The following is a 21,936-nucleotide window of genomic DNA, read 5'->3' as shown; positions in this document are numbered from 1 at the left end:
CGCTCATCCCTCGAGAACTGCGGTGGCTTCGATCTCCACGAGCACGGCGGGTTCATAGAGCGCCGCGACACCGATCAGCGATGCCGGTGGCATCGGATCGGGCAGATCGATCTCCTGCGCGACGGCCTGCACACCGGCCGTGAACTGTCCGATCTTCTCGGGATGCCAGTCGGTGACGTAGAACGTCAGGCGCACGACATCGCGGAAGGTCGCGCCGGCTCCGTCCAAGCCTCGTGCGATGTTGCGCAGCGCTTGGGCCACCTGACCGGCCAGCTCGGTAGGAATCGGTGAGCCGTCCGGCATGTGTGCGACCTGTCCGGCGAGATGGACCTGTCGCGTACCGGTGGAGACTGCGACGTGGTGGTAGGGAGCGTTCGGCAGCGTGCCTTCGGGGCTGAACAGGGTGACGGACACGGAATTCTCCTGGGGTCGGAACCAAGTGGTATCCGATTTATACTTGGTGTCCGAAAGTCACTTCAACGAAACCAGGTTTCATGTCGGATACCGCTGATCACGATCTGCTCGCCGTCGCCGCCCACCGGGAACTGTTGGGGCAGATCCTCGACAAGTGGTCCCTGAGCGTGCTCACCGAATTGTGCGAGGCTCCGCGCCGCTTCAACGAGCTGCGGCGCGCCGTTGCCGAGGTCACGCAGAAATCCCTGACGACCACGCTGCGCAGACTCGAACGCAATGGAATCGTCGAACGCCGGGTGGTGAACACCCGTCCCGTCGCGGTCGAATACCGCATCACGCCACTGGGGAAGACGGTGCGCGAACCGATCGACGCCCTGCTGCTGTGGGCGTCGACGAATCTTCCTCGCATCGAGGAAGCGCGACGCAGATTCGACGAGGAGCCCGACGAATGAGCGTGTCAGCGCTCGGGCCACGGTTCGACGACCGATCGAGGCCATTCCGCCTGCCATCCTCGGGCTTTCGCTTCATGCACCTCGCGAGGCGCCAGCACCGGATTCGGGCGGAGCACCATCCCGAACAGGTCGTCGAAACCGTGCGCCGCGTAGACCCGTAGTCCTGATCCGGGGTCGCGGGTGATGCCGAAACAACACGTGGTGGATGCGAAATGGTCGATGGCCGCGTAGCTCAGGTCGGCGTCGTCGAAGTAGAAGAGGTCGTCTACGCCCGACGCGACCGCGACTTCCAGGCCGACCACGCGGCGGTCACGATGATCGCGCCGGCGAGGGAACCGATGATCCCGCTGGGGCGTAATTCGAGTCCGTCACCTGCGAGAAGGCTGATGAGCAGACCTCCGATGAACGAACCCCCGACGCCCGCGACGAACGCGAGAGTCCAGTCGACCCCGGTCCCGGACCTGCCCACGACGAGCTGTGCCGCCGCGCCGACGAGCAGCCCGAACAGAATGATTCCGATGATCAACATTGAGCGAGTATAAGCCGAGATCGACACGGCGACAGTCTTTCCGCGATATGAATGCAGCGGCCGACACTGCATTTCGCCAGGGGAACGGCACTCGGCGGGAATTCACCCTACAGATTCATCCCGAGGGCGTGAATCGTCCGATCATGGTCTCCGGTCGGTCTTCCCCTGCGGCGATCCGATTCGGAGGTGCCGCCCCAGATCCCGTGACGTTCGCGGGTTTCCAGAGCGTAGTCGCGGCAGGGGATGCGGACGGGACACGACGTGCAGATCTGTTTCGCCGTGCGTTCACGGCGCTGCCGCATCCCGCGCGATTCGTCGTCCGGCGGGAAGAAGATCGAGGGATCGATGAGACGGCAGTCGGCGCGCGACTGCCACGGCTGCAGTTCCGCGTCCGGGCTGCTGCCGAACGGGGCGAAGAAAGGCGTTGTTGTCATGGTTCTCGTCCGGCGACCGAAGTGAAAACGGTGCCGTCCGGTGTCCGACCACGACGGTGCATGAGCGGACACCGGACGGGGTGGTCAGTGCATGTGGCTGCCGCCATTGATGTCGACGGTCGTGCCGGTCAGGTAGGCCGCGTCCTCCGACGACAGGAACGTGATGACCGAGGCCACCTCACGGGTGGTGGCGGTGCGTCCGAGCGGAACGTCGCGGCAGATGGCGGCCTCCTGCTCAGGAGTGCTGCCGACGCGGATGCTGGTGTCGACCGCGCCGGGGGTGACGGCGTTGACGGTGACGCCGCTGTCGCCGAGCTCCCGGGCGAGCGACTTGGTGAACCCGAGGACGGCGGCTTTCGCCGACGAGTAGGGGACCTTGCCGAAGACACCGCCGCCACGCTGGGCGGAGACCGACGACATGTTCACGATGCGTCCCCATCCGTTCTCGATCATGCCCGGCAGGAATGCCCGGGTGACGAGGTAGGTGCCGGTGGCGTTGACGGCCATCACCTTGTTCCACAGTTCGAGGCTCGTCTCGAGGAACGGCACCGGCGAGGTGATGCCGGCGATGTTCGCGACAGCTCCGACGGGCGGGAGATTGCCCGCGGCGACTTCCGCGGCGACGGCATCGTGCGCTGCCTGCACCGACGCCTCGTCGGCCACGTCGATCTCGTGTCCGAAGGACGGGACGGAGTACTCGCTGCCGATCTCGGCGGCGACCTTGGCGGATTTCTCACCGTCCAGATCGAGGACGACGACGGCCCAGCCGTCCTCCGCGTAGCGGCGGGCGGTGGCGAGGCCGATGCCGCGCTCGGAGGTGGCTCCGGTGACGACTGCGGTGCGTCGGATCGAGGACATGGGTTTCTCCTTGAGGTTGGTTCAGGGGATGAGAGTGGTGACGAATCGAGCTGCCCGAGAGGCGCTTTCGGGTCGCTCGGGGTCGGTGATGTCGCGGGTCTCGAGTTCGAGGGCGAAGTGCCCGGTGTACCCGCGGGCGTCGAGGGCGGCGAGGCCGCCGGCGAAGTCGGCGTGCCCGTTGCCGATGCTGAGGTTGATGTTTCCGGGCACTGCGTCCCGGAGATGGACGTGCGTGATGCGCGAGGCGAACAGGTCGACGAAATCGACCGGATCTCCGCCCGACGCGACGATGTGGCTGAAGTCCATCACCACGCCGATTCCGGGGGGCAGTCGTGCTGTCAGCCGGGCAGCGCGAGCGATGTCGCAGCACAGTCGGTGGACGTGGAGGGATTCGGTCCACAGGCCCACCCCGAAGTCCCGGGCCCGGACGTGTGCCCGCTCGAGTTGTGCCGCGACGGTGTCGAGGTCTTCGTCGAGGGACCGTATCGGCCGGTCGTCGAGGTGCCCGCACGGCAGCACCAGGGAGCGCGCCCCGATGCGGGAGGTGAGGGTCAGCAACCGGTCGAGATGGTGATCCCGCCGTTTCTGTTCTTCGGAGGTCAACGGCGCGTCGAGGTCGCCGATGTCGCCGTTGACGCTACGGACGCGCAGGCCCGAGATTGCCACCTCATCGACGACACGGTCGACGGCGTCCGCGTCGAGCACGAACGGAACGTGATCGCAGACTCCGGGTAGGGCGCCGAGATCGATCTCGGTGAAGCCCAGGCCGGCGATGGTTCGTAGCGCTGTGGGCAGGTCTAGGTGGCGGAAGCTGATCGTCGAGCAGCCGAGCCGATCGTGGAACACGAGAACCTCCTGGAAGGTGATGGGGACCACGCTAACCGTGCCGACTGTCAACAGTCAACCGTTGCCTACTGACAGTTGACAGGGTGGGGTGTCCGCGCTCACACTGAGTTCACTGTTGACAGTCGACATCTTCTTTCCCCGTCGCACCAGCGGCCGTATCCTCGGTCCGCAAGGAGAAATTCATGAGCACAGAAGCGCTCGAGATGCGAGGTCCCGTCGAGGGCACCAAGGACGCCAAACGCGTCGCGATCGGTTCCTCTGTCGGCGCCGTCATCGAGACCTACGACTTCATCGGCTTCGGCACCGCTGCAGCGTTGTATTTCGGGACAGCCTTCTTCCCCAGCGGTGATCCCGTCATCGGCACCCTCGCCGCCTTCGCCACCCTCGGCGTCGGATTCGCTGCACGACCTCTCGGGGGGATCCTCGGTGGTCACCTCGGAGACAAGGTGGGGCGCAAGCCGGTCCTCGTCGCCTCACTGATCGTCATGGGCCTGGCCACCTTCGCCATCGGCCTGCTTCCGACCTACGGCCAGGTCGGTCTCGTCGCACCGGCGCTGCTGGTGACCGTCCGCATCATCCAGGGACTCGCCTTCGGCGCCGAATGGGGCGGAGCGATCCTGATGAGTTACGAACACGCGCCGTGGAAATCGAAGGGCCGCTACACCGGCATCGTCCAAGCGGGATTCCCCGTCGGGCTGCTGTTGGCCAACCTCGTATTCCTGTTCAGCGTCCACCTCGGTGGCGACTGGGCGTGGCGGGTGCCGTTCCTCGCGAGCATCGTCCTCGTCGTCGTCGGGCTGATCATCCGGTCCAAGGTGCCCGAGTCCCCGGTCTTCGAGGACGTCAAGGACAGCGGCGAGATCGCTGCCTCCCCGATCCTGGACTCCGTCAAGAAGGACTGGCGCGACATCCTCCGCGGCATCGGCCTGCGCGTGGCCGAAACCGCCGGCTACGCCGTCTCGATCACCTACATGATCTCCTACCTGCACGAGAACGACCTCGCCGGGAAATCGGAAACCCTGCTGGCCCTGTGTGTGGCCTCGGCGATCGGCATCTTCGCCACGATCGGCTGGGCGAGTCTGACCGACCGTATCGGCCGTCGCCCGGTGTATCTCGGAGTCTGCGCGTTCGCCGCCCTCTTCGGGGTCCCGATGTTCCTCCTGGTCAACACCGGCACGTTCGTGCTGATCCTCGCCACCGTCGTGATCGCCTACGCCGTCTGCCAGAACGCCCTTGCCGGAGCGCAGGGTGCCTGGTTCCCCGAACTGTTCCAAGCAGCGCGCCGCGCCTCGGGCGCATCGCTGGCCTACCAGATCTCGGCGATGGTCTCCGGGTTCACCCCGTTCATCACCGCGCTGCTCTACTTCGCCTTCGGCTGGATCGGCCCGGCCCTGCTCTTCAGCTTCTACGGCCTCGTCGGTCTCGTCTGCGCCCTCGTCACCCGTGAGACCTGGGGACCGACCGAGCGTCGTCTCGCCGATCAGGCCGGCCGGTCGAACTCACACCCTTCCGATAGCCCCGGCGGCCCCCTGTCCGGTGGGACCGCCGCGGCATCGAGCACCAAGGAAAAGGAACTTCTGTGACCACCACAGCGCATCCCCGTCCCGACATCGCTCTGCCTCGGAACGAGCGACTCGCCGCCATCGACGAATTCGCCTATCGCCTCCGGCACAACGTGATCGACATGGGCCAGGAACAAGGTCAGGGCTACGTCGGCCAGGCGCTCGGCGCCGCGGACATCCTCGCCACCGTCTACGGAGACCATCTGCGCTTCCGCGCCGACGACCCGCACTGGGACGGCCGCGACCGGTTCCTCCTGTCGACCGGCCACTACGCCATCGGCCTGTACGCGGCGCTCGCGGAAGCGGGGATCATCTCCCGCGACGAGTTGCTCACCTACGGCTCGGACGACTCGCGCCTGCCGATGTCGGGCATGTCGACCTATACCCCCGGTATGGAGATCTCCGGCGGCTCGCTCGGCCACGGCCTTCCGATCGCCGTCGGCATGGCACTGGGTCTGCGTCACCAGGGTTCGCCGGCACGGATCTTCAACTTCCTGTCCGATGGCGAACTCGACGAAGGGTCGACCTGGGAAGCGGCCATGAGCGCGCACCACCACCGACTCGGCAACCTCATCGCGATGGTCGACATCAACGCACTGCAGGCCGACGGTGCCACCAGCGGAGTGCTGAGCACGGAACCGGTCCACGACAAGTGGACGGCCTGCGGGTGGCGCACCTACCGGGTCGACGGCAACGACACCGGTGCGCTGCTCGACGCCTTCGATGCGGCCATCGCCGAGGCCGCCCCGGCCGGATCCCCGGCGATCGTCCTGTGCGACACCCGTGTAGGCAAGGGCGTTCCGTTGCTCGAAACCCGCGAGAAGGCGCACTTCATGCGCATCGACGAAGACGAATGGCAGATCTGCCGCGACCAGCTGACCGCCGGCCACAACCGCGAGGACGTCCGATGACCACCACCGCCCCCAAGCTCAAGACCTCGGCGATGATCGCCTCCTTCGTCGATCCGGGTCAGCGGACCACCGCCGCACCGTTCGGCCACGCGCTGGTCGCGGCTGCCCAGGAGGACGACCGGATCGTCGGCCTGTCCGCGGATCTCGCGAAGTACACCGACATGCACGTCTTCGCCGAGGCGTTCCCGGACCGGTTCTTCCAGATGGGCATGGCCGAACAGCTGCTCCTCGGTGCCGCGGCGGGCATGGCCGAGACCGGCCTGATCCCGTTCGCGTCGACCTACTCGGTGTTCGCCGCGCGCCGCGCGTACGACTTCCTGTGCCTGGACATCGCCGAGCCGAATCTCAACGTCAACATCGTCGGCGGGCTTCCCGGCCTGACCACCGGATACGGCCCCAGTCACCAGGCCACCGAGGACATCGCCATCTTCCGCGGCATGCCCAACCTGACGATCGTCGATCCGTGCGACTCGATCGACATCGAACAGGCCGTGCCGCAGCTCGCCGCGAGTGACGGCCCCACCTATCTCCGCTTGCTGCGCGGCAAGGTCGCCACGGTCCTCGACGAGTACGACTACCGCTTCGAACTCGGCAAGGCGAAGGTGCTGCGCGGCGGGAACGACGTCGTCTTCGTCACCAGCGGCCTGATGACCATACGCGCGTTGCAGGCGGCGGACGTGCTGGCAACCCACCACGTGGATGTCGGGGTGGTGCACACGCCCACGATCAAACCGTTCGACGCAGCCACGGTCCTGGCGGAGATCGACACCGACCGACTGGCGGTCACCCTCGAGAACCACACCGTCGTAGGTGGGCTCTTCGAGACCGTCGCTGCCGCAGTCGTCGGGGCGGGACTGGGGAAGAGGGTCGTCCCCATCGGCCTGCCCGACCGGTTCCTCGATGCCGGCGCGCTACCCACCCTGCACGACCGGTACGGCTTGAGCACCGACCGGGTGGTCGCGCGGGTGCTCGACGAGCTCGGCTGACCGACACGCTGTACGGGTCCCGCACCGGAGCCGGTGCGGGACCCGTATCATTGTCGACAGACTGTTGTCGACAGTCGGCCGCTGACACCTGGAGGCAACTCATGGCTGCTCAACCCGCTGCGCTGCTGGGGCTCGAGAGGACCAGCCTGCGTCAGCAGGCCGTCACCGCCCTGCGCACCGCGATCACGAGCGGCGCGCTCGCCCCGAGCAGCCCCCTCGTCGAAACCGAGCTGTCCGAGATGCTCCAGATCAGCCGGGGAACCCTGCGCGAGGCGATGCGGCAGCTGCAGCAGGAAGGTCTGATCTCTGCCGGTGCCCGCGGTCGCCTCTACGTTCGGCACCTCGACGCCAAGGAGATCCGCGACATCTTCGCCGTGCGCGCGGCCCTGGAAGCGTTGGCCGTCCGCGACCTCGCGGAGCGGGACGACCGGGCCTCGGTGATCCCGGCCCTGCGCGAAGCTCTCGAGGCCATGGCGCATGCCGAGAACGACCTCGAGGCACGCATCGAGTCCGACCTGAACTTCCACCGACTGCTCTGCCGTCTGACCGGCAACGAAACGCTCATGCACTCGTGGCAGTCGCTCGAGGGATCGATCCGCATGTCCATCATGTTCGCCGGTCTGGAGAAGGCGGTCGGAAACATGGACGTCGGGCGCCACAGTGCCATCGTCGACGCCATCGAAACCGGTGACTCCGACAAGGCTGCGTCCACGGTGCGTTCGCACATGGCGTGGGCCGCAAGCAATCTCGTGTCCTGATCCGTACTCGTCAGGGTGTCGCTGCCGGTTCCGGAGGTCTCGTCGGGCAGGATGGTGGCCATGCAGACCACACCTCTGACCTTCGAGTCCTCCGTCGTCGTTTCCGCCACCCCCGACGAGGTGTACGCCCTCGTCTCCGATGTCACCCGCACCGGTGAATGGTCACCCGTCTGCGCGGAATGCTGGTGGGACGAAGGGCAGGGCCCCGAGGTCGGTTCCTTCTTCACCGGCCGGAACGTCACCCCCGAACGCACCTGGGAGACCCGCTCGGAGGTCGTCGTCGCCTCTCCGGGCCGTGAATTCGCGTGGTCGGTCGGTCCCGGCCTCGTGCGCTGGAGCTACGTCATCAAGCCCGCGGACGCCGGCACGGAACTGACGGAGACCTGGGAGTTCACCGAAGCAGGGCAGAAGTTCTTCCACGAGAAGTTCGGGGCGGAGGCACCTGCCCAGATCGCCGCGCGGGAGCAGGCCGCCCGCAGCGGAATTCCGGCGACCCTGGACGCGATCAAGCGCATCATCGAGGGCTGACCCGGGCGCTCGTCGTCCCGTCCCGTTTCCACGTTATCGCGCAGGTGGGGGCTTGTCGCAAGCCCCCACCCGGGGCTCATACTGCCCGTCCGGTGTCGTGGAGAGGGGCGGACATGCACGAGGTCGTAGTGGTCGGCTGCGGGCCGACGGGAATGATGCTGGCGGGGGAGTTGCGCCTGGCCGGCGCGGGCGTCGTCGTACTCGAACGTCGCGAATCGCAGGAACTCGCAGGGTCGCGGGGTGGCGGTATCCATGCCCGCACCATCGAACTGCTCGATCAACGAGGAATCGCCGAGCGATTCCTCGCCGAGGGGCGGACGGTGAACACCGCGACCTTCGGGGGCACCAGGCTCGACGTGGGCCGTCTGCCCACCCGCCATCCGTACACGCTCGCGTTGTTCCAGAACCACATCGAACGGCTGCTGCTGCAGTGGATCGAGGAACTCGGCGTGCCGATCCGGCGGAACATCGAGGTCGTCGGTGCCCATGCGGACGAGGACAGCGTCCGACTTCGGCTCGCATCGGGGGAGTCGGTGCAGGCTCGATACGTGGTGGGCGCCGACGGCGGTCGCAGTGTCGTGCGCCGCGAGGCCGGGATCGGATTCGAAAGGCCGGATGCGACACGCAGCAGCCTGATCGCCGAAGTGCGGGTCACCGAGGAACTCCCCACCGACGCCAAGATCGACGAACGCGGCGTCCACGGTCTGTACCCGATGGGGGAGGGCCGAGTGCGGGTCGTGGTGACCGAAGCCGAACTGGGACCTTCCACGCCGCCGACGCTCGACGACCTGCGACGAGAACTGGTCCACGTGTTCGGCACCGATTTCGGTGTGCACGATCCCACCTGGCTCTCACGGTTCACCGACGCGACCAGACAGGCGACGACCTATCGTGCGGGCCGGATCCTGCTCGCGGGCGACGCCGCACACGTGCATTCACCCACCGGCGGACTGGGTATCGGCCTAGGCATCCAGGATGCCGTCAATCTCGGCTGGAAACTCGGGCAGGTCGTGCGAGGGGACTCGGGGGAGGGCCTGCTCGACACCTACCACGCCGAACGGCACCCGGCCGGCGCGCGGGCGCTGAAATTCACGATGGCCCAATCTCTTTTCCAGAAGGCCGATCCGCGCCAGGAGGCCCTGCGCGATCTGATCGACGAGGTCCTCCGCGTCGACGACGCCGGAGCGCCGATCGCGGCGTTGATCTCCGGTCTCGACGTCGCCTATGACCTCGGTGAGGGGCACCCGCTGCTGGGACGACGTATGCCGGATCTCGACGTCATTGCCGAGGAGAAGTCGGTGCGCGTGTTCGGACTCATGCACCGGGCTCGTCCGCTTCTGTTGCAATTCGACGGCCCGCCACTCGATTCCAGGAATATTCCCGACTGCGTCGACCTCGTGCGGGTGCGCTACGACGGCGTCTGGGAGTTGCCGTTGCTCGGTGAGGTGGACGCGCCGTCGGCCGTGCTCGTGCGCCCGGACGGGCACGTGGCCTGGGTGGGGGAGGGCTCGACGGACGGTCTCGACGACGCGCTCGCGAAGTGGTGCGGCACTGCGGCCGTCCGAACAGGAACCGTTGCGTGAGCAGGGAATTCCTGACCTACACGGGTAGGCCGTATAGACCTTGCGCGCCGAACCGGGCTTCGCGCGCGTTGCAGCGGCGGCAAGACACGGTTCGGCGCGCAAGGATCGGCGGCACAGCGCGTTCGATGCGTCACCTACGGGGGACCGCGACGTACTTGACCTCGAGGAACTCGTCGATGCCGATGGTGCTTCCCTCACGTCCGAGACCCGACGCCTTGATACCGCCGAACGGTGCCGCGGGGTTGGACACGATGCCGGTGTTCAGCCCGACCATGCCGACCTCGAGCGCTTCGCTGACACGGAAACTGCGGTCGACGTCCTGGGTGAAGATGTATCCGGCCAGTCCCCAGGGCGTGTTGTTGGCGATCTCGACGACCTCGTCCTCGGTATCGAAGACGACGATGGGCGCGACCGGCCCGAAGATCTCCTCGCTCATCAACGCGGCGTCCTTCGACACGTCGGCGAGGACGGTGGGTGGGTAGAAGTAGCCGGGTCCCTCCGGCCGGTTGCCGCCACACACGACGCGCGCTCCACGTTCGACGGCATCGGCGACGAGACGCTCCACCTTCGCCAGGGCCTTCTCCTCGACCAGCGGACCGACCTGGGTGCCCTCGACCAGGCCGTCCCCGACGGCGAGGGCATCCATACGCGCAGCGAGCTTCTCGGCGAACCGATCGGCGACCGCGCGCTGCGCGAAGATGCGGTTCGCGGCGGTGCACGCCTCACCCATGTTGCGCATCTTCGCGGCGAGCGCGCCGTCGACTGCCCGGTCGAGATCCGCGTCCTCGAACACGATGAACGGGGCATTTCCTCCCAGTTCCATCGAACTCCGCATCACGTGCTGGGATGCCTGTTCGAGCAATCGGATGCCCACCGCGGTCGACCCGGTGAAACTGACCTTGCGTGCGATACCGCTGGACATCCAGGCCGAGACGACCTCCCCGGGCGCGGTGGTGGGCACGACGTTCAGCACACCCTTCGGCACACCGGCCTCGACGAGCACGTCGACCAGGGCCAGCGAGGTCAGCGGAGTGAGCTCCGAGGGTTTGAAGACGATGGTGCACCCGGCTGCGATGGCGGGTCCGATCTTGCGGGTGCCCATGGCGAGCGGGAAGTTCCACGGCGTGACGAGGACGCAGGGTCCCACCGGCTCCTTGGACACCAGGATGCGGGTCGCGCCGTCGCCGGTGCTGGTCACATCACCGCGGATGCGGACGGCTTCCTCGGAGAACCACCGGAAGAACTCCGCCGCGTAGGCCACCTCGCCCTTCGCCTCGGCGAAGGGTTTGCCCATCTCGGTGGTCATGATGGTCGCGAACTCGTCCTGCCGCTCCAGGATGAGCTCGTAGGCCCGGCGAAGGATCACGCTGCGTTCGCGCGGAGCGGTCTTCGCCCAGTGTTTCTGCACGCGGGCGCAGGTTTCGATGGCACGCCGGGCGTCGTCGGCGTTGCCGTTCGCGACGGTCGCGACGACCTCCTCGGTCGCCGGGGCGACGACCTCGAATCGTTCACCGGAGCTCGATTCGACCCACTCACCGTCGATGAACAATCCTGTGCTGACGCGGGACACTGCGTCGGAGACGCCCACCCGTGTCCCGACAATCGTTGCATCGGTCATGCGCTTTCCTCCTCGGAGATGGTGTTGTTCATCGACATTCGTGGCCCGGGATCGAGCAGTTCTGCGAGATGTTGCCCCGGGCAGGACACGTCGATCTGTGCGACCTGCATCGCGCACGAGAATCCGTCGGTGACCACCGCGGAGTCGTCGTCGGCCGCGCGCAGTGCCGGGGCGAGGGAGGTCTCCGCGACCTTCATGCTGATGTCGTGGTGTTGTTTCTCGAATCCGAAGTTTCCTGCTACGCCGCAGCATCCGACCGCGTCGCGGACGTCGTCGACTCCCGCTGCGGTCAGGATCCGGCGATGGCTTCCGGCGCCGAACACGGAGTACTCGTGGCAATGGGTCTGCAGCACCATCTCGTTCGGTAGCGGCTGTGCAGGAGCGGGTGTCCAGCCGTTGCGCACCATGGTGTCCAGGTAGGACGCGAAGCTGTGGACCCGTGCGGCGACGCGACGCGCAGCCTCGGTGGGCACCAGCTCGGGCAGGTCCTTGCGCAGGGCGGCGGCGCAACTCGGCTCGACGACGACGATCGGCCGGTCGGTGCCGTCGTCCAGTGTGCGGGCGGCGTGGGAGAGTTTCTTCTTCGCGGTGTCGAGCTGGCCGGTGGAGATCCACGTCAGTCCGCAGCACGCGTCCGCGGAGCAGCTCACCTGCTGATCCGCCGAGGCGAGCACGCGGGCGGCGGCACCGGCGACCTCCGGCCGCAACCCGCGAGTGAAGGTGTCGACGAACAGCACCACCGGCATCGAACCGGACCGGCCGCTCAGCGCGTCGCTCACGGCCTTCTTCCAGGCCCGCCGGGAGGCGAAAGGCGGAAGTACCCGGTCGGGGGAGATGCCGCCGAGAGCGGCGACGCGCTTGGCGAGAGAAGTGCGCAGGACCGCGTTGACCAGCGGTGCTGCCACCCCCGTGACGCGGAGCCAGCGTGGCAGCCACCCCAGCGAATAGTGCGATACCGGTCGTCGTGTGCCGTCGTAGTAGTGCGAGAAGAACTCGGATTTGTAGGTGGCCATGTCGACGCCGGCCGGGCAGTCGGTCGAGCAGGCCTTGCACGACAGGCACAGATCGAGTGCCTCACGCACCTGTTCGGACTTCCACCCTTGTTCGATCGTGCGGGCGCCGCGCACCATCTCCTGCAGGACCCGGGCCCGGCCGCGAGTCGAATCCTTCTCGTCGCGGGTCGCGCGGTAGCTCGGGCACATCACGCCCCCGGCGTCGGCCCGGCACCGTCCGACGCCGATGCAGCCCTGGACGGCGTGCACCCACGGGTCGGGGGTGTGTTGCGGCCGCGCGCCGTCGGGACGGACCGCCTCGATCGGGTGCAGGTCGTAGTGGGTACGCCAGGTGCGTTCGGGAACGCCCGCCAACGCCAGATCTTCATCGATCCGTGCCGGGTCGGTCAGCGATCCCGGGTTCAGGATGCCTTGCGGGTCCCAGATCGTGCGGAAGGCGCGGAATGCGCTCATCATCCGCGCGGAGTACATCACCGGCAGCAGTTCCGAGCGGGCACGGCCGTCGCCGTGTTCTCCGGAGAGCGATCCGCCGTGACGGACCACCAGACGCGCGGCTTCGTGCGTGAACTCGCGGAAGACCTTCCGGCCCTCCTCGGTGCGCAGGTCGTAGGTGATGCGGATGTGCATGCAGCCGGCGCCGAAGTGCCCGTACATCACCCCCTGCAGACCGTACCGGTCGAGCAGTGCACGGAAGTCCTGCAGGTAATCGGCGAGGTTCTCCGGCGCGACGGCGGAATCCTCCCAGCCCGGCCAGGATTCGCCACCGGACGCCAGACGGGAGGACAGTCCGGCGCCGTCCTCGCGCACCCGCCACAGGGAAGCGCGCTCGGTGGTGTCGGCCGCGATGCGGCCGTCGACGAGACGGCCGTTGCGGCGAAGTTTGTCGAGCAGTGCGTCGGCGGCCGCGGCCACGGAGTCCGGGTCGTCACCGTCCAGGTCCACGTAGAGCCACGCGCTTCCGGCGGGGAGACCGAGGACGGAGTTCTCGCCCCGACGCAGCCGCATGGTCTCGACGATCGCCGCGTCGACACCCTCGACCGCCGCAGGAGAGAATTCCAGGATGGTTCCGATGTCGCGGGCTGCGTCGACGACGTCGTCGTAGCCGAGGCAGACCAGCAACGCGCTGGACGGGCGGGGAACCAACTCGACGCGGGCGCCGACGATCACCGCGCACGTTCCCTCGGATCCGACGAGCGCACGGGCGACATCGAACCGCTTCTCCGGCAACAGATTGTCCAGGTGGTACCCCGAGACCTGCCGTTGGATCCTCCCGAGCTCGGTGCGGACCTCGAACAGGTGCTCGCCCGCCAACGCGGTGAGCTCGGCGTCGAGCTGCTGCGCGCGAGCCGCAGCGGCCGCGTCGTCGGGGTCGGTGGCACGCAGGCCTCGCTGCGCCGCGGTGAGCCGGAACCCGTCGGCGGTGACGAGGTCGATCTCGTGGACGTGATCGGACATGCGGCCGTAGCGCACCGAGTGGTTTCCGCAGGCGTCGTTGCCCAGCGCGCCACCGACCGTGGCCCGGTTCTTCGACGAGGGATCGGGGGCGAAGGTCATCCGACCCGAGGACGCGTCCTCGACTGCCCGCGTAAGGGTGTCGAGCACGACGCCCGGTTCGACGTCGGCGACACCGGACGTCTCGTCGATGTCGAGGATGCGGTTCATGTGCCGGGAGAAGTCGAGGACGACACCGGAGCCGACGGCATTACCCGCCATCGACGTCCCGCCCCCTCGGCTGACCAGCGGAATCCCGGTGTCGCCGCAGGCGGTCACCACCGTCACGACGTCGTCCACCGACCGAGGAAAGACCACGGCCGAGGGTGGCACCCGATAGTTGGAGGCGTCGTAGGAGTACTCGGCCCGTCGACGCGTCGAGGTGTCGATCGGGACGCCCAGTGCGTGGAGTCTGTCGGTGAGGAGTCGAACTCGGACGTTCTCGTCGGTCGAGGAAGCTCCGCCGTCCTGTCCTATGGTGAGCTGGTCGTCGTTCATCGCGTGCGCCGCGTCAGGAACGGGGACCGCAGAGAATGTGGGCGCGTCGGATCAAGGAACACTATCGGCCGCCTCCCAGTTTGTAGGATTGTCGACAATCCTGTGTATGCACGGAGCGTACAAAGCGGCGACGCCGAACGCAACGCACACCGCCTGCGCATCCGCATCCGTAATCGAGCTTCTTCGGGCCCTTAGCTGGTCGGTGCGTCGGCGATGAGCACCGCGAGCAGCAATTCCGCCCGTACCCGCGCGTCCCCGAGGTCGACATCGAGCAACTGCTCGATCTTCGCGATGCGCCCGCGCAGCGTGTGCCGGTGGACGTCCAGCGCGGCCGCTGCCGATTCCCAATGTCCGTTGGCTTCGAGAAACGCGCGTAGTGAAGGAACCAGGCGCCCGCCGCGCTCGCGGTCGTATTCGGCGAGGACCGTTACGGTCGACGCGGCGACGGATTCGAGCACGGACCGTACCTGGGGAGAGGCGAGGAGGGCGGTGCCGTGGGTGGCATCGAACTCCGCGATACGACAGGTGGCGTCGGTGGTGCGCAGTGCATGCTCGGCCTGCTCGAGTCCTTGTCGGACCTCGGCGATCCGATGGGCGGGGCTGAGGCCGGCGCGCAGGGGGCGGGCGTGCTTCGCCGGTAGGTCGGCGAGCATCGCCGTGACGTCGGAGATGCTGTCGTCGCCGCGCAACAGCACGGTGAGTTCGTCCCCCTCCTCGCGGCTGTAGAACGGTCGCCGGCGGGCGTCGAGAACGATGTCGAGATGCCGACGCACCTCGGACGAATGCGGTGTGCTCAGCCGCAGGACGCGGACGCGGTTGCGTCGACCGACAGCGTCGGCCAGGTACTCCAGTGCATCGCCCGCGTCCAGGAGACCCGCGGCGAGTAGGTCGAAGACCTTGGACCCGAGGTCGTTTCGTTCGTTCCGCAGACGCCGGGGCTTGTCGAGTTCGAGGGTCACCAGGGAGACAGCGTGACCGATCAGTACGAGTTCGACGTTCTGGAGGGGTCGGTCCGCTTGGACCGCCAGGTATCCGTTCACGATGCCGCCGTGGACGACCGGCTGAACCGTCACCGTCCTCCCCGGGCGAATCAAGGTGACCGACCCGGTGCCGTCCCGCCGCGCCTCGGCGATCGGCTCGGTGAGGTCCGGGTCCGGCATCGGATGAGCGATCACGGCATCGTCGCGCTCGGCCACGTACACGACCGAGGCGGAGGTCGAGACGGCCAGTTCGCGCACGATGGCGGTCACGCCCCCGCGCAGTGCGGCCCGTGTGATGCGGACCTGGGTGTCGGCTGCTCGGCGCACCAACTCGTACTCCTGCTCGGCGAGCCGCGTCGTCACCGCACGGCTGACCGCCGCGAACGGGGTCGTGTAGGGCACTTCGAGCAGCGCCAATCCCGCCGCGTCGGCGGCCTCGAGTACCGACGGAGGGATTTGTTCGTGCGACAGGCCGGTGCCGAAGCCGAGTGCGGCAATCCCGGCCTCTGCGAGTCGCCGGACGTAGTCGCCACCCTCCTCGTCGCGCAGGCCGAGGCCGGTGGTCAGGGCCAGTTCGCCTCCGGACAACCATGGTCGCGGGTCGACGAGTTCGGTGGGCTGGACGAAATCGATCAGTCGCTCCTGCCCGGCCCGTCCGGCCCGCAGTGCCAGCCCGAGTCCTGGTTGTCGTAGTAACCAGGCGATGCCCACGCTCATGACCGTCATCCTATGGCGGTGGACGAATCGGCGTATTTCCTCGGAGCAGGTTGTACGAAATGGATATGGAGCCGTTCCGTCCCCGCTTCGATACCCGAATCACCACCTGCTCCGCACCGCACCGTCGACGGCGACGCTGCGATCACGCGCCGAGCGAATGATCGAGTAAGGACCCTCATGTCCGAGATGGAGTACCGACTTCCCCAGCAGCGTCGCCTCGTCACCGAGTTGCCCGGCCCGCGCTCGGTCGCTCTGACCGAACGCCGCCACAATGCTGTCGGCGCGGGCGTCGCCTCGTCCGTGCCCGTCTACGCCGCCGACGTCGACGGCGGTGTCGTCGTCGACGTCGACGGCAACTCGCTGATCGACCTCGGTTCCGGTATCGCCGTCACCAGCGTCGGGGGTTCGGATCCCGCCGTGGTGGCCGCGGTGAGCGAGCAGGTCGCGCACTTCACGCACACCTGCTTCATGGTCACCCCTTACGAGGGTTACATCGCCGTCGCCGAGAAGCTCGCCGAGCTCACCCCGGGTGATCATCCGAAGCGCACGGTGCTGTTCAACAGCGGCGCCGAGGCGGTGGAGAACGCCGTGAAGATCGCGCGGGTCGCGACCGGTCGCAGCGCCGTGGTGGTGTTCGACCACGCCTACCACGGCCGCACCAACCTGACCATGGCACTGACCGCGAAGAACCAGCCCTACAAGGAGGGCTTCGGACCGTTCGCGCCCGACATCTACCGGGTCGCGGCGTCCTATCCGTTCCGCGAGGGCCTGAACCACGACGGCACCGAGGTCAGCGGTGAGCAGGCCGCCCGCCGCGCCATCTCGCAGATCGACAAGCAGATCGGGGCGCACAACGTCGCCGCGATCGTCATCGAGCCGATTCAGGGCGAGGGCGGATTCATCGTGCCCGCCAAGGGTTTCCTGCCCGCCCTCGTGGACTGGGCGAAGGCCAACGGCATCGTGTTCGTCGCCGACGAGGTGCAGACCGGCTTCGCGCGCACCGGCGACTGGTTCGCCAGCAACGACGAGAACATCGTCCCCGACCTGATGACCCTGGCCAAGGGCATCGCCGGTGGTATGCCGCTGGCAGCGGTGACCGGTCGCGCCGATCTCATCGACGCCGTGCACGGCGGCGGCCTCGGCGGCACCTACGGCGGCAACCCGGTGGCCTGTGCCGCTGCGCTGGCGACCCTGGACCGTATGGCCGAGCTGGACCTGTGCGGCCGGGCCCGCCGTATCGAGCAGATCGCCACCGACCGGCTGCGTGCGCTGGCGGCCGACATCGACATCATCGGTGAGGTCCGCGGCCGCGGCGCGATGCTGGCCGTCGAATTCGTGCAGCCCGGCACCCGTGAACCCGACCCCGAGGCGACCAAGGCCATCGCCGCCAAGGCACTCGAGCAGGGCGTCATCATCCTGACCTGCGGCACCTACGGCAACGTCATCCGCCTGCTGCCGCCGCTGGTGATCTCCGACGAACTGCTCGAAGACGGTCTCGACGTCCTCACCGCCGCCGTCCGCGAGGTCGCCGGCGCCACGTCCCTTGCAGGAGCAATCCGATGAACCACACCCTTCCCGCCGATGTTCCGACCCGGCTCTGGCTCGGTGGCAAGCTCGCCGATGCCTCGACCGGCGCGACGTTCCCGGTGACCGATCCGGCCACCGGTGCGGTGCTCGCCGAGGTCGCCGACGCCTCGCCGGCCGACGGCCTGCAGGCTCTCGAGCTCGCGAGTGCGGCACAGGCCGAGTGGGCGGCCACCGCACCGCGCACGCGTGGTGAGATCCTGCGCACCGCATTCGAACTCGTGCAGGCCCGCGCCGACGACTTCGCCCGCGTGATCACCCTCGAAATGGGCAAGACCCTGGCCGAGGCGCGCGGCGAGGTGAACTACGGGGCCGAGTTCCTGCGCTGGTTCGCCGAGGAGGCCGTGCGGATCGGTGGTCGAACCGCCACCGCCCCGGCCGGCAACGGACGCATCCTCGTCACCAAGGAAGCGGTCGGTCCCGTGCTGGCCATCACCCCGTGGAACTTCCCGCTGGCCATGGCCACCCGCAAGATCGGTCCCGCCCTTGCGGCGGGCTGCCCGATCATCGTCAAGCCCGCGGCGGAAACCCCGCTGACGATGCTGTTGCTCGGCCAGGTCTTCGCCGACGCCGGTCTGCCGGCCGGCGTGCTGTCCATCCTGCCGACCTCCGATGCTGCGGCGCTGACCGAGCCGTTGATCACCGATTCGCGGATGCGCAAGATCACCTTCACCGGTTCGACGGGGGTCGGCAAGCACCTGGTCCGGCAGTCCGCCGACCGGCTGCTGCGCACCTCGATGGAACTCGGCGGCAACGCCCCGTTCCTGGTCTTCGACGACGCCGATATCGACGCGGCCGTCGACGGGGCGATGGCGGCGAAGATGCGCAACGGGGGAGAGGCCTGCACCGCAGCCAACCGATTCCACGTCGCGCGGGCGGTGGCCGAGGAGTTCACCGACAAGCTCACCGCACGCATAGCCGCACTGCAGACCGGCCACGGCCTCGACGAGGGCACCGACCTGGGGCCGCTGATCACCGACCGGCAGCGCGCCACGGTCGACGAACTCGTCCGCGACGCGGTCGAGCGAGGAGCCCGCGTCCGCACCGGCGGGCGGATCCCCGACGGGACGGGCAGCTTCTACCCACCGACCGTGCTCGACCGGGTGCCGGTCGACGTCCGGCTGTTGAAGGAGGAGATCTTCGGTCCGGTCGCGGCGGTCACGATCTTCGACACCGAGGACGAGGCGATCGCCGCCGCGAATGACACCGAATACGGTCTGGCCGCCTACTTCTACACCTGCGACCTCGATCGGGCGATGCGCGTCGCGTCGGCGCTGAAGACCGGGATGGTCGGCGTGAACCGGGGTGTCATCTCCGACGTTGCCGCACCGTTCGGCGGTGTGAAGGAATCGGGCTTCGGCCGGGAGGGCGCCGCCGAAGGTATCGAGGAGTATCTCGACACCAAGTACATCGCCCTGTGAGCGTCTGCCGTCTGCACCCCGAGTCTGCGCAGGGTGCAGACGGCAGCGTGTCGTATCGGAGCCGGTCGGTAGCTGTGACACAGCCGTGGATGCCGACTGCGTGCGGTCGGGCTACGTACGGCCGCGACGGTCGTCGAATCCGTCGGCGTAGCGGAGGCGCTGTTGCGTGCCTACACCAGCCGAGTCACGCCGATGGTGTGATCGGTGGTGAACTCCTCGATCGCCCACTCGCCGTTGAATCGTCCGAGACCGGAGTTGCGTTCGCCACCGAATGCCACGTGTGCCTCGTCCTGAACGGTCATCTCGTTGATGAACGTCATGCCTGCCTCGACCCGATGCGCGAATTGCAGTCCGCGGTCGATGTTCTGCGTGAAGACTGCGCTGGACAGACCGAATTCGTGGTCGTTGGCCAGTTCGAGGGCGTGTGCTTCGTCGTCGGCGCGCAGGACCGCGACCATCGGGCCGAAGATCTCCTCGCGGGCGATCTCCATGTCGGGTGTGACGTCGACGAACACGTGCGGAGGCACGACCCGGCCGTCGATCTTCCCGCCGAGTGCAACGCGTGCTCCGGCGTGCCGGGCCTGCTCGATCTTTTCCTCGAGGCCCTTCAACTGCGAATCGTTGACGACCGGCCCGACCAAAGTGCCGTCTGCGGAGGGATCGCCGTAGGGCACGGCCTGCGCGGCTCGGGTGAACCGTTCGACGAAATCGTCGTACACCGGCGCCTGCACGATGATGCGGTTCACGGCCATGCAGATCTGTCCGGAATGCAGGAACGACCCGGTCACCGCTGCCTCGACGGCCGCGTCGAGGTCGGCGTCGTCGAGGACCACCAGGGGTGCGTTGCCGCCCAATTCGAGTGCCACCTTCTTGAGGTGCTCACCGCCGGTGGCGACCGCACCGACCTGCTTGCCGACCGGTGTCGAGCCGGTGAAGGAGATCAACCGCGGGACGGGATGCTCGACGAAAGCGTCGCCGATCTCCGAACCGGAGCCGATCACCACCGACAACACTCCCGCCGGTAGGCCTGCTTCCTCGAAGATCCGGGCGATCAACAGGCCGCCGGTCACCGGAGTGTCCGAGGCCGGCTTGATCACCACGGCATTGCCCAACGCCAATGCCGGTGCCACCGATCGCTGCGACAGGTGCAGCGGGAAATTCCACGGGCTGATCACCCCGACCACTCCGATGGGCTTGCGGTACACCCGCATCTCACGGTTCGGGGTGTTCGAATCGAAGATCGATCCGTGGACCCGGGACGGGAACGACGCCGCCTCCTGAGTGATGCCGATGGCCAGGGAGACCTCGGTATCGGCCTTGATCCGCGTCGAGCCGGATTCGGCGACCAGCCAGTCGATGATCTCGGCTCGGCGTTGTTCGAGGATCTGCGCGGCGCGACGCAGGACCGCGGCGCGGTCGGCGGGACCGGTCGCGGCCCACTCGGCCTGTGCTGCCCGGGCGGAGGTGTAGGCGGCGTCGACGTCCTCGGCGGAGGCGAGGCGGATCGTGGCGACCACGCTGTCGTCGAACGGGTTGGTGTCGGTCAGGACGCGGTCGGAGCGTCCCTCGCGCCACTGCCCATCGATGAACTGGGAGGCGACCGGCTGCCCGGCGAACGTGGCGGTAGAACCGAGATCTGTTGTTGTCATGGAGAACTCCTCGACGGTAGGTAGGTCAGGGAAAAGCGACGACGGGCTCGAAGGTCGATGCGTTTACCGAATCGTCGAATGTGGTGTTGATCTGTTCGAACAAATAGGCTCCACCTGCCGGTCTGGATGCCGGAGTCCGCACGATGTCCTCGTATCCGAGAACTGCCGACAGCGGCGTCGGATAACACTCGTTGCAGACGATCGCATCTGTGTGGCGTACCCCGCCGGCGACCATTCGAACCCGGAGCTTGCGCCTGGTCGGGACCGGCGACGCAGGAAATGGCGCACGGCTCTCGCGGCTGTGCGCCACGTCTTGCGTTCGATGGACGATGCCTACGAATCGAGCCGGCGATCGTCGAATCTGGCGGCGTGCCCGGCGATGTGAGCGTGCAGTCGCGCGACCGCCGGTGACGGAGTCCTCGTCCCCGTCGTCAATCCGATGGTGCGATTCGCGATTCCGGCGACCGGCACGGTGGCGATTCCGGGCACAGGCGTTTCGGAGTGAGGCAACAGTGCAACCCCGAGGCCCTGGGCGACCAGTGCCCGAATCGTTTCGAACTCGCTGATCTCGAACGCGATGTACGGTTCGATCCTGCTTCGGCGCAAACAGATTCGAGTTCTCTCCGGATGTGGTAGTCGGGTGGGCCGGCGATGAAGTGATCGTCCGCGAGCTCGCGCAGGTCGTCCCGAACCTTGTCGGCGAGCACTTCGCCGTGCGCCCGGACCAGCGGTTCTGTCCCGAGGCACGGGAGTCCGACTGGGAGTTGATCGACGCGGGGCAACGAGCCCAGCTCGTCAAACCCGATCGTCGCAGGATCGGGGTCCTGACCTTCGGCACCGAGGTCGTGGCGAGCGCGGACGGCAGCATCGCCGGATTGCTCGGGGCGTCGCCCGGCGCCTCGATCGCTCCATCGGCGATGGTCGAGCTGCTGAGCACGTGTTTCCCGGATGACGTGGCGCGGTGGCGACCGGTGCTCGAACGGATGATGCCCGACCTGTATCGGGAGACCGAAACGACCTCGCGCGCCGAACCGGGCCTCGCCCGCGCTACAGCAGCGGCGAGAAACGGTTCGGCGCGCGAGGATCCGAGCGCCTCGTAGGATT

The 21,936-nt window shown here is 67.6% G+C and carries 20 protein-coding genes and 1 pseudogene; 10 read left to right on the top strand and 11 right to left on the bottom strand.

Translation table 11 applies throughout. From position 1 onward, the window contains the following. Nucleotides 1-3: 3 nt before the first annotated feature. Entirely contained in the window at nt 4-414 is a 411-nt protein-coding gene (locus B9C99_RS16765; protein WP_016692745.1) for a RidA family protein, read from the bottom strand. Nucleotides 415-494: 80 nt separating this feature from the next. Here B9C99_RS16765 and B9C99_RS16760 point away from each other — a divergent pair, with 80 nt between their 5' ends. Continuing rightward, nucleotides 495-866 (top strand): helix-turn-helix domain-containing protein, encoded by a 372-nt coding sequence (locus B9C99_RS16760; RefSeq protein ID WP_088898623.1) that lies wholly within the window; start codon nt 495-497, stop codon nt 864-866. A 5-nt stretch (nt 867-871) separates the two neighbouring features. On the opposite strand, the gene B9C99_RS16755 is transcribed toward B9C99_RS16760, so the two are convergent. The 5 genes from B9C99_RS16755 to B9C99_RS16735 all read right to left on the bottom strand — a co-directional run bounded on the left by B9C99_RS16755 (nt 872) and on the right by B9C99_RS16735 (nt 3,533). Beyond that, on the bottom strand, nt 872-1,168 hold the full coding sequence (locus B9C99_RS16755; RefSeq protein WP_016692747.1) for a nucleotidyltransferase family protein: 297 nt from the start codon (nt 1,166-1,168) through the stop codon (nt 872-874). After that, the gene (locus B9C99_RS16750) at nt 1,132-1,395 is read right to left on the bottom strand and encodes a GlsB/YeaQ/YmgE family stress response membrane protein (RefSeq protein WP_016692748.1); all 264 of its coding nucleotides are present in this window, start codon (nt 1,393-1,395) and stop codon (nt 1,132-1,134) included. The genes B9C99_RS16755 and B9C99_RS16750 overlap by 37 nt, the downstream gene beginning before the upstream one ends. Before the next feature lie 107 nt (nt 1,396-1,502). Next, nucleotides 1,503-1,829 carry a WhiB family transcriptional regulator gene (locus B9C99_RS16745; protein ID WP_016692749.1) on the bottom strand — a complete coding sequence of 109 codons (327 nt, stop codon included), beginning with the start codon at nt 1,827-1,829 and terminating at the stop codon, nt 1,503-1,505. Between the two features lie 84 nt (nt 1,830-1,913). Further along, complete coding sequence (locus B9C99_RS16740; RefSeq protein WP_016692750.1) at nt 1,914-2,687, bottom strand: SDR family NAD(P)-dependent oxidoreductase; 774 nt, start codon at nt 2,685-2,687, stop codon at nt 1,914-1,916. A gap of 21 nt (nt 2,688-2,708) precedes the next feature. Beyond that, nucleotides 2,709-3,533, bottom strand: a complete 825-nt coding sequence (locus tag B9C99_RS16735) for a sugar phosphate isomerase/epimerase (RefSeq protein WP_026061240.1) — start codon at nt 3,531-3,533, stop codon at nt 2,709-2,711. 182 nt (nt 3,534-3,715) lie between these two features. Between B9C99_RS16735 and B9C99_RS16730 the strand changes: the two genes are divergently transcribed. The 6 genes from B9C99_RS16730 (at nt 3,716) to B9C99_RS16705 (ending at nt 9,861) form a co-directional block, all read left to right on the top strand. Beyond that, on the top strand, nt 3,716-5,116 hold the full coding sequence (locus tag B9C99_RS16730) for an MFS transporter (protein WP_016692752.1): 1,401 nt from the start codon (nt 3,716-3,718) through the stop codon (nt 5,114-5,116). Beyond that, the gene (locus B9C99_RS16725) at nt 5,113-6,006 is read left to right on the top strand and encodes a transketolase (RefSeq protein ID WP_016692753.1); all 894 of its coding nucleotides are present in this window, start codon (nt 5,113-5,115) and stop codon (nt 6,004-6,006) included. Before B9C99_RS16730 ends, B9C99_RS16725 begins: the two co-directional genes overlap by 4 nt. Next, nucleotides 6,003-6,992, top strand: coding sequence for a transketolase C-terminal domain-containing protein (locus tag B9C99_RS16720; protein WP_016692754.1), 990 nt, complete (start codon nt 6,003-6,005; stop codon nt 6,990-6,992). The genes B9C99_RS16725 and B9C99_RS16720 overlap by 4 nt, the downstream gene beginning before the upstream one ends. Nucleotides 6,993-7,093: 101 nt before the next feature. Further along, on the top strand, nt 7,094-7,750 hold the full coding sequence (locus B9C99_RS16715) for a GntR family transcriptional regulator (protein ID WP_016692755.1): 657 nt from the start codon (nt 7,094-7,096) through the stop codon (nt 7,748-7,750). A gap of 51 nt (nt 7,751-7,801) precedes the next feature. After that, nucleotides 7,802-8,278: an SRPBCC family protein gene (locus tag B9C99_RS16710; RefSeq protein ID WP_051033005.1), complete on the top strand. Its 477-nt coding sequence runs from the start codon at nt 7,802-7,804 to the stop codon at nt 8,276-8,278. Between the two features lie 113 nt (nt 8,279-8,391). Then, nucleotides 8,392-9,861: an FAD-dependent monooxygenase gene (locus B9C99_RS16705; RefSeq protein ID WP_088898622.1), complete on the top strand. Its 1,470-nt coding sequence runs from the start codon at nt 8,392-8,394 to the stop codon at nt 9,859-9,861. Between the two features lie 130 nt (nt 9,862-9,991). Here the strand turns inward: B9C99_RS16705 and B9C99_RS16700 are convergent, their stop codons facing one another. The 3 genes from B9C99_RS16700 to B9C99_RS16690 form a co-directional block, all read right to left on the bottom strand. After that, nucleotides 9,992-11,479: an NAD-dependent succinate-semialdehyde dehydrogenase gene (locus tag B9C99_RS16700; protein ID WP_088898621.1), complete on the bottom strand. Its 1,488-nt coding sequence runs from the start codon at nt 11,477-11,479 to the stop codon at nt 9,992-9,994. Beyond that, complete coding sequence (locus B9C99_RS16695; protein WP_253250103.1) at nt 11,476-14,481, bottom strand: FAD-binding and (Fe-S)-binding domain-containing protein; 3,006 nt, start codon at nt 14,479-14,481, stop codon at nt 11,476-11,478. Before B9C99_RS16695 ends, B9C99_RS16700 begins: the two co-directional genes overlap by 4 nt. Nucleotides 14,482-14,672: 191 nt before the next feature. Continuing rightward, nucleotides 14,673-16,178: a PucR family transcriptional regulator gene (locus B9C99_RS16690; protein ID WP_088898632.1), complete on the bottom strand. Its 1,506-nt coding sequence runs from the start codon at nt 16,176-16,178 to the stop codon at nt 14,673-14,675. A gap of 177 nt (nt 16,179-16,355) precedes the next feature. On the opposite strand from B9C99_RS16690, the gene gabT reads away from it, so the two are divergent. After that, nucleotides 16,356-17,741 (top strand): 4-aminobutyrate--2-oxoglutarate transaminase, encoded by a 1,386-nt coding sequence (gene gabT / locus B9C99_RS16685; protein ID WP_088898620.1) that lies wholly within the window; start codon nt 16,356-16,358, stop codon nt 17,739-17,741. Beyond that, on the top strand, nt 17,738-19,183 hold the full coding sequence (locus tag B9C99_RS16680) for an NAD-dependent succinate-semialdehyde dehydrogenase (protein ID WP_088898619.1): 1,446 nt from the start codon (nt 17,738-17,740) through the stop codon (nt 19,181-19,183). The genes gabT and B9C99_RS16680 overlap by 4 nt, the downstream gene beginning before the upstream one ends. Nucleotides 19,184-19,353: 170 nt before the next feature. Here B9C99_RS16680 and B9C99_RS16675 read toward each other — a convergent pair whose 3' ends face one another. Next, complete coding sequence (locus B9C99_RS16675) at nt 19,354-20,832, bottom strand: aldehyde dehydrogenase family protein (protein ID WP_088898618.1); 1,479 nt, start codon at nt 20,830-20,832, stop codon at nt 19,354-19,356. Nucleotides 20,833-21,165: 333 nt separating this feature from the next. Further along, the gene (locus B9C99_RS16665; protein WP_253250102.1) at nt 21,166-21,579 is read right to left on the bottom strand and encodes a LysR substrate-binding domain-containing protein; all 414 of its coding nucleotides are present in this window, start codon (nt 21,577-21,579) and stop codon (nt 21,166-21,168) included. On the opposite strand from B9C99_RS16665, the pseudogene B9C99_RS16660 reads away from it, so the two are divergent. Then, nucleotides 21,558-21,932: pseudogene (locus B9C99_RS16660) on the top strand (malate:quinone oxidoreductase); the annotation flags it as partial. The gene B9C99_RS16665 and the pseudogene B9C99_RS16660 overlap by 22 nt on opposite strands. Between the last annotated feature and the right edge of the window lie 4 nt (nt 21,933-21,936).

The sequence above is a fragment of the Rhodococcus sp. BUPNP1 genome, from assembly GCF_002215235.1.
Lineage (GTDB): Bacteria > Actinomycetota > Actinomycetes > Mycobacteriales > Mycobacteriaceae > Rhodococcus.
The sequence above is the reverse complement of the archived record's forward strand: the minus strand, read 5'-3'. Positions and strand labels throughout refer to the sequence as shown.

Bases quoted from the DNA above. Each gene is read 5' to 3' on its own strand.
- B9C99_RS16760 (WP_088898623.1), top strand. From the start codon at position 495: ATGTCGGATACCGCTGATCACGATCTGCTCGCCGTCGCCGCCCACCGG.
- B9C99_RS16750 (WP_016692748.1), bottom strand. From the start codon at position 1,395: ATGTTGATCATCGGAATCATTCTGTTCGGGCTGCTCGTCGGCGCGGCG.
- B9C99_RS16745 (WP_016692749.1), bottom strand. From the start codon at position 1,829: ATGACAACAACGCCTTTCTTCGCCCCGTTCGGCAGCAGCCCGGACGCG.
- B9C99_RS16740 (WP_016692750.1), bottom strand. From the start codon at position 2,687: ATGTCCTCGATCCGACGCACCGCAGTCGTCACCGGAGCCACCTCCGAG.
- B9C99_RS16730 (WP_016692752.1), top strand. From the start codon at position 3,716: ATGAGCACAGAAGCGCTCGAGATGCGAGGTCCCGTCGAGGGCACCAAG.
- B9C99_RS16720 (WP_016692754.1), top strand. From the start codon at position 6,003: ATGACCACCACCGCCCCCAAGCTCAAGACCTCGGCGATGATCGCCTCC.
- B9C99_RS16715 (WP_016692755.1), top strand. From the start codon at position 7,094: ATGGCTGCTCAACCCGCTGCGCTGCTGGGGCTCGAGAGGACCAGCCTG.
- B9C99_RS16710 (WP_051033005.1), top strand. From the start codon at position 7,802: ATGGTGGCCATGCAGACCACACCTCTGACCTTCGAGTCCTCCGTCGTC.
- B9C99_RS16705 (WP_088898622.1), top strand. From the start codon at position 8,392: ATGCACGAGGTCGTAGTGGTCGGCTGCGGGCCGACGGGAATGATGCTG.
- B9C99_RS16700 (WP_088898621.1), bottom strand. From the start codon at position 11,479: ATGACCGATGCAACGATTGTCGGGACACGGGTGGGCGTCTCCGACGCA.
- B9C99_RS16695 (WP_253250103.1), bottom strand. From the start codon at position 14,481: ATGAACGACGACCAGCTCACCATAGGACAGGACGGCGGAGCTTCCTCG.
- B9C99_RS16690 (WP_088898632.1), bottom strand. From the start codon at position 16,178: ATGAGCGTGGGCATCGCCTGGTTACTACGACAACCAGGACTCGGGCTG.
- gabT (WP_088898620.1), top strand. From the start codon at position 16,356: ATGTCCGAGATGGAGTACCGACTTCCCCAGCAGCGTCGCCTCGTCACC.
- B9C99_RS16680 (WP_088898619.1), top strand. From the start codon at position 17,738: ATGAACCACACCCTTCCCGCCGATGTTCCGACCCGGCTCTGGCTCGGT.
- B9C99_RS16675 (WP_088898618.1), bottom strand. From the start codon at position 20,832: ATGACAACAACAGATCTCGGTTCTACCGCCACGTTCGCCGGGCAGCCG.